At 40.5% G+C, this 12,327-nt stretch carries 9 protein-coding genes; 5 read left to right on the top strand and 4 right to left on the bottom strand.

The window, feature by feature from the left end; translation table 11 throughout:
* Position 1: 1 nt before the first annotated feature.
* Together RT138_RS16440 and RT138_RS16435 are read right to left on the bottom strand one after the other, a co-directional pair.
* Positions 2-1,357 carry a TolC family protein gene (locus RT138_RS16440; protein ID WP_313191543.1) on the bottom strand — a complete coding sequence of 452 codons (1,356 nt, stop codon included), beginning with the start codon at positions 1,355-1,357 and terminating at the stop codon, positions 2-4.
* Positions 1,358-1,493: 136 nt separating this feature from the next.
* Positions 1,494-1,895: a hypothetical protein gene (locus RT138_RS16435; RefSeq protein ID WP_185217249.1), complete on the bottom strand. Its 402-nt coding sequence runs from the start codon at positions 1,893-1,895 to the stop codon at positions 1,494-1,496.
* A gap of 105 nt (positions 1,896-2,000) precedes the next feature.
* Between RT138_RS16435 and RT138_RS16430 the strand changes: the two genes are divergently transcribed.
* The 5 genes from RT138_RS16430 (at position 2,001) to RT138_RS16410 (ending at position 10,300) form a co-directional block, all read left to right on the top strand.
* Entirely contained in the window at positions 2,001-3,188 is a 1,188-nt protein-coding gene (locus RT138_RS16430; protein ID WP_313191542.1) for a FecR family protein, read from the top strand.
* Positions 3,189-3,361: 173 nt separating this feature from the next.
* The gene (locus RT138_RS16425; protein ID WP_313191541.1) at positions 3,362-6,853 is read left to right on the top strand and encodes a TonB-dependent receptor; all 3,492 of its coding nucleotides are present in this window, start codon (positions 3,362-3,364) and stop codon (positions 6,851-6,853) included.
* A gap of 8 nt (positions 6,854-6,861) precedes the next feature.
* On the top strand, positions 6,862-8,559 hold the full coding sequence (locus RT138_RS16420) for a RagB/SusD family nutrient uptake outer membrane protein (RefSeq protein ID WP_313191540.1): 1,698 nt from the start codon (positions 6,862-6,864) through the stop codon (positions 8,557-8,559).
* A 17-nt stretch (positions 8,560-8,576) separates the two neighbouring features.
* Positions 8,577-9,410, top strand: a complete 834-nt coding sequence (locus RT138_RS16415) for a hypothetical protein (RefSeq protein ID WP_313191539.1) — start codon at positions 8,577-8,579, stop codon at positions 9,408-9,410.
* A gap of 305 nt (positions 9,411-9,715) precedes the next feature.
* Positions 9,716-10,300 (top strand): sigma-70 family RNA polymerase sigma factor, encoded by a 585-nt coding sequence (locus RT138_RS16410; protein WP_313191538.1) that lies wholly within the window; start codon positions 9,716-9,718, stop codon positions 10,298-10,300.
* 3 nt (positions 10,301-10,303) lie between these two features.
* On the opposite strand, the gene RT138_RS16405 is transcribed toward RT138_RS16410, so the two are convergent.
* Complete coding sequence (locus RT138_RS16405; RefSeq protein WP_185217252.1) at positions 10,304-10,930, bottom strand: Crp/Fnr family transcriptional regulator; 627 nt, start codon at positions 10,928-10,930, stop codon at positions 10,304-10,306.
* Positions 10,931-10,941: 11 nt separating this feature from the next.
* Positions 10,942-12,321, bottom strand: coding sequence for an MBL fold metallo-hydrolase (locus tag RT138_RS16400; protein ID WP_313191537.1), 1,380 nt, complete (start codon positions 12,319-12,321; stop codon positions 10,942-10,944).
* Between the last annotated feature and the right edge of the window lie 6 nt (positions 12,322-12,327).

Raw genomic sequence — 12,327 nt, 5'->3', positions numbered from 1 at the left:
TTTAAAAGTGAGTAAACAACTGACTGAAATCCGCTTGTTGATAGCTTTTGTTAACCATCAGGTTCCAGTAATTCAAATAAGCCGTCAGGTTCTGCCTTTCTGTTTGAAGCAGGATTTCCTGAACCTGCAAGAGCTCCGAAAGGTTTATTAATCCACCTTCATAACGGGCCTTATAGAGCTGATAGGCCTCTTCTGCCTGTTGTCTACTGATATTTGATTCTTCAATGCCCTCAGCGGCCGCTGATATTTCGGCATTCAACTGATTCAGGTTGCTGCTGATTTCATTCTGTAGCAGTTCCTGTTCATAGAGATTGTTCTGAAGTTTTAAGTTGTATTGCTTCTTATCCGATTTGGATCGGAACATATCCTGAAGATTCCAGGTTACACCAACACCTACAAAATAATTATTGGCAAAATCATTATAGATTTCACTGTAGTTACCATGCACATATCCATTGGCTGTAATGCCTGAGCTCCTATTGGCCAATCCTCCCAATAACATCACCCGGGGGAAAAGTTCTTTTCCCTGTTTTTTCTCCAAGAGGGTCAATGATTCCTCTTCTTTCTTTTTCATCATCAGCAATGGATGCTCAACCGCATTGGTCTGTTGACTACCTATTACCTGTAAAAAAGCATCCGGATTGGAATTTCCGGCACTTACGACCTCTTCGTTGGTAAATTCTTTCAACAAGATCTTGGCGCCATTTAATTTCCCTTGGATTTGAAGCAGGTTACTTTCCACATTCTTTAGCGATGAGGTAGCCAATAAGGTATCTGCACCAGGAACAATACCTGCACGTGCCAGGCCTTTGGTAATCTCCAAAATTGACTGATAGCGTTCGCTATGTTTTTTGTACCAATCATCCATTACCTGGAAAAACAGGAATTCGATATAGCGTCTACTCAACTTTTGCTGGACGTTGTAAGAGAAATCCTGTTCTTTCAGTTTGGAATAGTCAACCTTGCTACTGGATATGTCCTTGTCAAGACCTTTTCTTCCGAAGTTGATCAAATCCCAGTTCATACTTCCGGAAAGGAAATGATTAAAGGTGGAGGAAGCTCCATCCAATTGATTAGGACCGGAAATATTCATGATTCCGGGCAGCGGCAGAAAAGCACCTGTTGTCCCCTCCACGGAGCTAAACCCTTGTTGGAATTGCGCTTGAACTTGCGGCTTGTATTTTATCTGTTGGGCAATACTATCCTGTTTTGCCAGTAGGATCTGTTGTTTCTGAACTTCAAATCCTTTATAATAATTCCTTGTTTTATCCCAGAGATCTTGCAGGTTTTGAGCATGGCTGTCCATGGCAAAAAACATTCCCAGCAGGATCAATAGGCTATTTAATTTTAAACCCATATTAAATATTAAAATTTGAATTGATTGAATGGCTTGGCCGCGCCATTGCACAGAAAATTTAGGAACGGACAAGACAGTCCATTTCCAGGCCAACATACATTTGTCAGAATGACAAACAGATGTCAGGATAGCAATTCTATAAGTTTAATCGACGGAATTGAAGGAATAGGTCATTGGAATTTGTCTTTTGGGAATTCCAATGGTAGTTTTTTACTTCTTTCCTGGGCAGGAAAGAAAAAAGGATTAAGGCAAGGCTAAACAAAGCAAATACAGCGGGCTGTACTTGAAAATCTTTAACCACGAGATCATGAGCTTTGATTTGCTCATTCGCAACGCTACAATCTACCGTTTCGTAGTCAATCCAAGAATCAGGTTTTGCTGATTTGTTGCTTCTGCTTTCAGTTTTGGTATCCTGATACAGATTTTGCTTGATTGATGCCTTAATCGGACAGGAGGTTAATACAAACAGCAATACAATCCCTAATACCTTAGCGATAAGGGGAAATTGCTGATTGAACCCGATTGTTGTGTTAAGCATAGGTGCAAAGTTATGGCTTCTGGGAGGAAATAAAAAATATTTTAAAAAAGTTACTAAGGTTTGACCTAGATGTTCGTTTTAGCTCCAACGACCATTATAAACAAAATGAAAACTTCCAGAGAAGTAGCTGCATTGATCAAAAAATACATTGAGGGGAATATCAGTTCGCTTGAGAGTGTCCAATTAGACCAATGGATAAAGGAAAAGCCAGAACATGAAGCATTCTTCAAAAAACTATTGACCGATGATGAATTGTTTGAGGACGCTTTGGTATGGGTAAACCTAAACCAATCCGACCATGCAGGATGGCTGGAAGACATGAAGTCCGATACCTTACAAAAAATCAGAAAGGCCGAACCAAAACCTATCCATGCTAAGAAACGGACCTGGTTGTATTATGCAGCCGCCATTATCCTGATGCTGGGCATAGGCTATTCTTATTATCATTATCGTACGCCATCCATTACAGAAATCGACGCAGAACTATCGGCCGTTTTGCCTGGTTCCAATAAAGCAGAATTAACATTATCCGACGGAAGAACGATAAACCTACGAAGTGATAAGGATGGGATAGTAATAGACCAGGATTTGGAGTATTCTGATGGTACCCCACTCCTTGCTGTCGACAAAAAAGACCTCAGCAAGATTATGGCGACAATTAATGTACCCAAGGGAGGTAAGTATCAGATTGTATTGCCAGATGGCAGCAAGGTATGGTTAAACTCCATGTCCAAATTGGAATATCCTTTGGCATTTGAGCCAAACCGAAGGACGGTAAAACTTGAAGGTGAAGGTTATTTTGAAGTTGCGAAGCTGAAAAGGAACAACAAAAGAGTGCCATTTGAGGTCACCAGTAATGCACAGACCATTGAAGTAACGGGAACACAATTCAATGTTTCGGCATACCCAGATGAGGCCCAAACCATTTCTACCTTGGTGGAAGGTTCCATCAATATCCATTCCGCCTCAGGAAAAGTAAGCCTGATACCCAATCAACAAGCGATCAATACAGCAAATGGTCTCAGCAAAAGAACGGTGGATGTTGAGAGCTTTATTGCTTGGAAGAACAATAAATTCATGTTCTATGAAACGGAGCTAAGGGATGTGATGAAAGGCTTGAGCCGTTGGTATGACATACAGGTGGAGTACCAAGGAAATATCCCTGCTACCTATTTCTATGGAGAAATCGGTAGGGACAAAAACTTGGCCGAGGTCATTCGCTTGATTGAGAAAAGTGGCGTGAAATTCAAATTGAAACAAAAAGGAAGTACTTATAAACTAATCATCATTTAATAAACTAAACAAATTATGAAAAGAAACCATTACACAATTCCCATTTAGGGCGATCGTCATAAAAAAACCGAACATGGTCTCTCACACCAATGTTCGGCTATAAATGAGGATCTCAAGAATACAGTAAACTGATAGTAAACCTTAATCATTTAAAATCCTAATTGTACAAAAATATGATTTTTATACAACAATTTGATTATGGCAGTAGGTCTGCCATACCTAAATTAAAACACTGGGTATTGACCATGAAATTAACCTTTTTATTGACTGTCCTAAGTGTAGTTCAAGTATATGCGAGCAGCTATGCACAGCATGTCAGCATAAAAGCAAAGAACTCACCATTGGTTCAAGTAATGCAATCCATTCAGAAACAGAGTGGCATTCCATTTTTCTTGAACGGCAAAGACATTGCAAATACCAAGATCAATGCAGACATCAAGGATGAAAAACTTGAAACGGCCTTGACCAATCTATTTACCGGGAAACCTATTTCCTGGGAATTGGTTGATGGCACGATCATCCTACGTCGATCAGAAAATCCAACCTTAGGAAACCAAGTTTCTACTGCAGAAAACAGATCCGCCCAACAGAGACGCATCAGCGGAAAGGTAATCGACGAATCTGGAAATGCTATTCAAGGTGCCTCCGTAGTTGTAAAAGGCAGTAACAATGGCACCTCGACGGATGCAAACGGAAACTTCTCCTTAGAGGTTAATGGCAACAATATAACCTTGATCGTGAGCTATATAGGCTTTTTGAAATCTGAAGTTAGTATTGGCAATCAACAGAACATCAATATCATCCTAAAAGAAGAGTTAGGTGACTTAGATGAGATTGTTGTTGTTGGTTATGGTACCCAAAAAAAGAAATTGACTACAGGAGCAACCATTGAGGTAAAGGGTGAAGATCTTGAGAAATTAAGCACCCCAAGTATCTTGGAGGCTCTACAAAGTCAATCTCCGGGCGTGCAGATAACCCAAAGTTCAGGGATGCCGGGTGAAAGCTTTAAAGTTACGATCCGCGGTCTAGGAACCATTGGTAACTCAAGCCCTTTATATGTCATTGACGGAATTGCAGGTGGAGACATCAATATGCTGAACCCTTCGGATATTGAGCGTATTGACGTCTTAAAAGATGCAGCATCTGCAGCCATTTATGGAGCAAGAGCTGCAAATGGGGTAGTTTTGGTCACTACCAAGCAAGGTAAGGAAGGAAAAATGTCCTTGCATATTGATAATTATTTAGGTTTCCAAAATGCCTATAAACTGCCTTCCCTATTAACGGCAAAAGAATATATGACGATCCAAGATGAACGTCGCTTTAATGAGGGTGGAGCTCCTTATGACTGGGCTAACCTTATCCCTAAACAATATCAGCAAATTCAAGATGGAACCTGGAATGGCACCAACTGGATGAAAGAGATCCATAATGACAATGCTATTTTACAGAACACATCCTTGAACCTCATGGGAGGAAATGAGCAATCAAAATTCTCTATGGGTTATTCCATTACCAATCGTGAAGGGATCATCGGAAAACCAGTTCAACCTGATTTCCAAAGACATACCGTTCGGATTAATTCAGACCATATCCTATTGAAAAATGATGAATTCAATATCATCAAAATTGGAGAGAACATTAATTACGGTTACAACAACCGCTCAGGAATCGGTATTGGTAACATCTATTGGAATGACGTACATAACATGTTAGTCGGCAATCCACTATTGCCTGCATTCAATGAAAACGGGGATTACTATGATCAACCGAGCAAAGTAGCAGATAAATGGGCATTGGATGGTGCTATTTCCAACCCTATGGCGGAGATGGTCTTCCGTAGAGGTCAGAATAAAGCAAAAAGCCATAGCTTATTTGCCAATGCCTATATAGAGGTCCAGCCTATCAAAAACTTGATATTCAAGTCAAATTTTGGATATAGAATGAGTGCATCGACCTACAGGCAATATACGGATGTTTATAACCTATCTACGACGGTTCAAAATGCGGTAGATGATATCAGTCAGAACCAATCTGTAGGATATAATTGGGTTTTAGAAAACACGTTAAGCTACCATTTTGAACCGATTACAGGTCATCAATTTGATGTTGTAGCCGGTCAATCCATGGAGAAAAGTGGTATTGGGGAAGATTTAAGTGTATCGACCTCCAACTCCTCATTCCCTGGTCAATGGGATAAAGCTTGGGTCAGCAATGGACAAGGATATGATGGATTTATTCCAACTGTAAATGGTGTTCATTGGCCAATGGGTTCCATAGCCTCTGTTTTTGGACGTATCAACTACAACTACAATGAGACCTATATGGCTACTTTAACCCTAAGAGCGGATGGTTCATCCAATTTCGCTCCTGGAAAGCGTTGGGGATATTTCCCATCAGCATCTGTGGGTTGGGTAGTGAGCAATGAAGATTTCCTAAAAGGCAATGAAGGCATCAATTTCTTTAAATTAAGAGCTAGCTGGGGACAAAATGGTAATGCAAGCATTTCACCGTTCCAATACTTGGCTACCATTGCCATCAACAACAAGAACGGCTATTACTTTGGCAATAACATGAATACGCTTCTTCGCGGAGCATATCCAGATATTCTACCTAATCCAGATGTGAGTTGGGAAACTTCCGAACAGATCAACGTAGGTTTAGATTCCAGGTTTGTAGACAACAAATTATCCGTAGTCTTCGATTGGTATAAAAAATCAACGGTGGATTGGTTAGTTCAGGCTCCGGTACTCGCGATCTATGGAACCTCTGCCCCATTTATCAATGGTGGTGACATCGTTAACAAAGGATTTGAACTCGGATTGAACTGGTCTGATAGAAATGACAATTTCAATTATAGTATCGGACTGAATGGTGCCTATAACAAAAATGAAGTTGTGCGTATCGCCAATTCAGAAGGAATTATCCACGGTGAAGAAAATGTACTGAGTCAAGGGACAAAAGAGATGTACCGTGCTCAAGTCGGTTTTCCTATAGGTTATTTCTATGGATTCAAGACTGATGGCATCTTCCAAAACCAAGATCAGATTGATGCATGGCGTGCTGCTGGAAAAGGCGTATTACCTACCGCACAACCTGGCGATGTGGCCTTTGTTGATGCGAACATGGATGGTGCAATCACCGATGAGGATAAAATGATGATCGGAAACCCACATCCTGACTTTAGTGGTGGTATGAACATCAGCTTGGGATACAAAGGATTTGATTTGGGCATTACTGCTCATGGTTCATTTGGACATCAGATTGCAAAATCTTACCGTTCATTTGCTGACAGTCCATTACAGAACTATACGACAGAGATTTTTGAAAGATGGCATGGTGAAGGAACATCCAACAAATTGCCACGCTTAACCAGTGGTAGCCATACCAATAACCAATATATCTCTGATATCTATATCGAAGATGCCGATTTTGTGAAGATCCAAAACATTACTGTAGGCTATGATTTCTCCAAATTATGGAATAAATCACCATTCAGCCAGATCCGTTTATATGGAACGGTTCAGAACCTGTACACATTTACCAAATACAGCGGAATGGATCCAGAAATCGGTTATGGATATGATAAGTCATGGGTTACTGGAATTGATTTAGGATTCTATCCGCAGCCGAGAACAATAATGTTTGGTTTAAACCTTAAATTTTAATTGCAATCATGAAAAAGACGATATTATTATTGATGGCTGTAGGATTTCTTAGTTCTTGTGAAAAGTTTCTAGATTCTGAGAGTTACGATAAGAAAAATACAGCGAATTTTCCGGTCAATGTATCGGATGCAAACTCCATGCTTACAGGTATTTATTCAAGTTTAAGCGCAGCAATTTCGAATGTAGCGAACACGCATTTCTACATGGCAGAACTGGCTTCGGACGACCGTTTTGGCGGTGGTGGTGAGAATGACCGCGATATGCAAGGTTTAGATCACCTGATGAATACCCAGCCTGACCGTTTCTTGACCTTTTGGACTGCAAGATACCAAGGGATCTTCAGGGCCAATACGGCATTGGAAACCTTGGATCAGGTTCAAGGTTGGACCAGCGAAGGACAGAAGAATCAAGTCCTTGGTGAGGTTCATTTTTTAAGGGCTTTATATTATTTCGAACTTTCCCAAATGTTTGGTGAGGTTCCTTTGGTAACCAGTACTCAAGTTACCAATATCCCTAAAAACCCAGCGGCGGAGACCTATGCATTGATTGCGGAGGATTTGAAGACTGCGATCAGCCTGATGCCAGCAACGCCATATAATTCAATTCCTTCGGGTCATGCGACCAAATGGGCAGCAGAAGCATTGATGGCAAGGGTTTTCCTTTTCTACACTGGATATTATAAAAAAGCAGATCTTCCTTTAGCATCTGGTGGATCGGTAACCAAAGGGCAGGTCATCCAATGGTTAGATGATTGTATCAAAAACAGCGGTCATGATCTGGTAAGTGATTTCAGGAATCTGTGGCCGTATTCCAATGAGTTCACCAAGCTGGACTATAAATACGCAAAGGATAACAACCTTAAGTATGAAGGCGAGGGCCATAAGGAAACTGTTTTTGCAGTGAAATTCGGCACCTTGGTGGATTGGGGAGATCAGTATAATTTGGGGTATTCCAATCAATACAACTTACACTTTGGATTGCGTTCTAACAACGGTTTAGCTGGAACATTCCCATTTGGCCAAGGCTGGGGAGCAGGACCAGTGAACAGCAACCTTTGGAACGAATGGAAACAGGCAGAGCCAACAGATGTGAGACGTGAAGGCTCCATCATCAATGCGACAGCTGATGTAGACTCCTATATCTTTGGGGCCGATAACCAAATGGAAGAAACGGGTTTTTGGCAGAAGAAATACATATCCATTACAGCCTATGACAAGGAAAGCGGAGCTCTACTCCCATCCTATGCCATCTTGGCCAATGCCGCACAATCCGAAATGCAACTTGCGCATACCCAGGACCTAGCATTGATCAGGTTTGCAGATGTACTGCTGATGCATGCGGAATTAACGGAGACTGCAACTAACCTAAACAGGGTAAGAGCAAGGGCTAAATTGACACCAGTAGCCTATTCATTGGCTGCATTAAAAAGAGAACGCCGTTGGGAGCTATCATTTGAAGGCTTACGCTATTTTGATTTGATGCGTTGGAATGATGCTAGTGCTGCCTTGGCAAAACAAGAAGGTGTGGACATCAAAAACAAAGGGATTGATACGAAAATGAAGGGGTTTGGCGGCGGATATAAGGCACGTTTCGATGCTACAGGCGGTTTTTGGCCGATTCCAAGTTCGCAGATTGCGCTTTCAGAAGGCGTATTGGTTCAAAATAAAGGTTGGGGAGATTCAAGCAATGAATTTCCAGGTTGGTAATCAATAAACTTAAACAAATGAGAAATTTAATCAATATCATCATATTTTCGATTTCATTTGCCTTGTTATTGGGTTGTGAACCTATAGAAGATCGAATGGAATTGGGTTCGGCCATTGCCGCTGAGCAACTGGATATCTCTGCCACTGTTCTGACCGTAAATGGTAAAAAGAGCAATAAGGTAGTAGTCAACAACAATAGTCCGGTCCTATCCTCCTGGGATTATGGAACCGGCGTAACACAAAAGAAAACAGATACTGTTCTTCTAGTTTCCACTGGAGAAAATGAAATCATCTTTACTGGTCTAAACCCTGATGGCAGTAAGATCAGCAAGTCCTTGAAAGTCACTGTTGATGAGTTGTCATTTGCTGTTCCTTTGGAATGGGGAATGCTAACCGATGGTAAGGACAAGACTTGGGTATGGGATACGACCAAACCTGCAGTTTGGGGAAATGGAGGTTATATGGGCAGCAATGGTCCAGCATGGTGGACCTTGAAAGAGGCCGATATAGATGGTCAGGCTCCTGGTGAGGGAAAAGGCGCTAAAATGATCTTTTCCCTTCGCGGAGCGAAATTGACCAAAGTAAAATCTACAGGCCAACAAGAAGTGGGAAGCTTTTCTTTTGACATGGGCAAGAAAGTAACCTTGGACGATGGAACCGTTTGGGCGAAAGGAAAATTAACCACCAAAGGGGTGACTGTCCTTTGTGGAAAATCTCCTAATGAAGGAAATGCTCCTGTCTATGAATATGATATCCTGATAATCAATGATTCAGAAATTGTATTAAGCTATCCTGAACCTGGCGTAGGCCCTTGGGGAACTGCATGGTTCTGGAACTTTAAAGCTATTTAAAGACATAAGACAGTAGACTACAGGCTTGAGAATTTTGGGTTGTCTAAAATTGAAAATGAGTAAGTTTTGTTAGAGTCATTTTATTATAATTGAGGAATCGAGGTTTGCGAAAGCAGATCTCGATTTTTTTATCCTCAAACCTCTGCATTTCCTGTTACTATATTATGTAGGGATATTGTAATTAATTTAAAACAGGCTAATTTCTTTCTATTTTATTGCTTAAAAAAATGCTTTAAACTTTTTTATTCGTCAAATTAACATTAAATTTATATTGACCATTTTAATATTGCCTATCAAATCACAACATGAATAATTTTGACAAGGAAGTCATTGGCTTACAGCAGGGTAAAGAATCTTCTTTATGCTACTTCATGGATCAATACAGCCATGCCTTGCACTTCTATGCCTTCAAAATTATCAAGGACAGGGACATTGCCAGAGAAATTGTTTCTGAGGCCTTTTTTAAGTTATGGGAAAAGAAAGAAAACTTTCATGCCGAGGAGAGCATTAAATCTTTCCTATACCTTGTTACAAGGAACGAATGTTTGGACCATTTGAAATTGAAAAGGAATCAACTTCAGCATGATGAAGAATGGTTGGTTGATCTAGAGTCTGGTGAGGAAAGCATCCTGAGCAAGATCATCTATACTGAGTTGATTGAATTGATTGTAAAAGAGATTGAGAAATTACCGAAACAGCAGGGAAAAATCATTCAGTTATCGGTATTGGAGGGTAAGGAAACAGCCGAGATCTGTGAGGAATTAGGGACAACTGCCAGTAATGTTTATTTTTCAAGATCTAAGGCAATCTCTACGTTGAAAAAGGTATTCAAACATAAAAACATTTCCTATTATCACTTGTCCCTAATATTATTCTTATTAGAGCGTTAGCTTTTACACTAATACCCGTATTTCATTCCGAAGTAATACGATCTTATCTTCGTTTTCCAGCTTCTTAAGTATCCTAGAGACCACCACACGTGAAGTATTAAGGTCTAGGGCTATATCTTGATGAGTGACTGTAAGAATTCTATCTTCAGTAAGCTTTACCTTCTCCTTGAGATAGTTCATGATCCGATCTTCCATTTTTGAAAATGCCAAGTTATCGATTGCACCAAGCATTTCATTCATTCTGGATGAGTAACTATTGAGGATAAAGCTTCTCCAAGAACTATATTTGACAAGCCATTCATTGAGGTACTGATTAGGGATCATGGCAACCGCTGTCTCCATTTCTGCTTGAGCCCTGATTTCACTTTTCTTATTGCCTAAACAACAGGCAATCGACATGGTGCAAGTTTCACCCTTGGCTAAATAATAAAGTAACAACTCCCCTTCCTTTTCATCCTCCCTCATGATCTTAATCGCTCCTGTCAACAGCAACGGCATGGAACGGATATATTGGCCGATATCAATGATAATATCACCAGACTGAAAGGTCTTTAAAGTAGCAACCGCCTCAATTTCTTCAATTAAGGCGGGTTCTAATATTCCGGTATAAGCGTTTTCTATTAGACTCATACTCAAATATACTATTTTGTTGTTTCTTTACCTTGGTTTTTCCAGTCTATAAAACTACCGGCGTAATTATAAACTTGATCGAAACCATTTTTCTCTAGGTAAGAAGCCGCAATAGTAGCTCTGTCTCCAGATTGACATTGAATAATGATCTTTTTATCTTTGATATCTGTAGGCAATTTCTTTCTAAAAGAGCCCACGAAACGATGTTCTGCTCCAGGGATATGTTCAGCTTTGAATTCAGATGAACCGCGTACATCCAGTAATACCGTGTCGGCATTATCTTTCATCGCTTCAACCGTATCTGCATCGACAAGCTTGGTTTTTTCCAATTCTGCTGTTTCCAGATCAGTCACAAAGCCTTTGATGTTATCTAAACCGATTCGCATCAATTTTCTAGTGATCTCTTCTTGATTGCCTTCGTCAGCTATCATGACCATATTTTCATCATAGCCAATCATCCATCCGGCCCAATTTGCCAAGGAATTGTTGTTTTGAATATTGATGGCCTCCTTTAAGTGTCCTTTTGCAAATTCAGTTTTATGGCGGGTATCGATTAAGGTGATATCTTCCATTTTTTCAACCTCTTCCACCGATAAGGTAGGATGCTCAGGAACTTCAACCAGCAGAGGTCTGTCTACCTTGTTCAATTTCTTCATCATGGCAAAGTAAACAGGAGCTTCAGGTTGGTCGCTCAATAGGTAGTTCTTAAACCCTTCATAGTCATCTCCGAATTGGAATGCCCAGTTTCTGATTTTTTCATAGCCCACTGTACTGCTCGGAACCGCTCCTAAGGCTTTACCACAAGCTGATCCGGCACCGTGGCCTGGCCATACTTGCACGTAATCAGGTAATGCAGCAAACTTTTTCAATGATTCAAACATTTGCTGGGCACCAATTTCCTTGGTCCCAACCAGGCCAGCAGCTTCTTCCAACAGGTCAGGTCTACCAATATCACCTACGAAAACGAAGTCTCCTGTAAAAATCATTACAGGTTCTTCGGAAGCAGGGTGATCCCTTAACAAAAAGCTGATGCTTTCAGGGGTATGACCTGGGGTATGCATAACCTCCAAACTTAGGTTACCCACTTTGATGACATCGCCATCCATTAGCCCTTCATGTGGGAATTCATATTGCCAATTCTCACCACCTTCATCAGAAAGATATAATTTAGCACCGGTTACTTCTGCCAGTTCGCGGGAACCTGCAAGGAAATCAGCATGTATATGTGTTTCAGCAATGTGCGTAATCTTCATGTTATTTTGCTTTGCAATTTCCAAATAGGTATCTATATCCCTTTTTGCATCAATTACAATCGCTTCATTTTTAGCTTGACAGCCAATAAAAAAACTGGCTTGAGCTAAGGTTTTATCATAAACTTGTTGAAAAAACATAGTATT

It is taken from the genome of Sphingobacterium sp. (assembly GCF_032065005.1).
Lineage (GTDB): Bacteria > Bacteroidota > Bacteroidia > Sphingobacteriales > Sphingobacteriaceae > Sphingobacterium.
The sequence above is the reverse complement of the archived record's forward strand: the minus strand, read 5'-3'. Positions and strand labels throughout refer to the sequence as shown.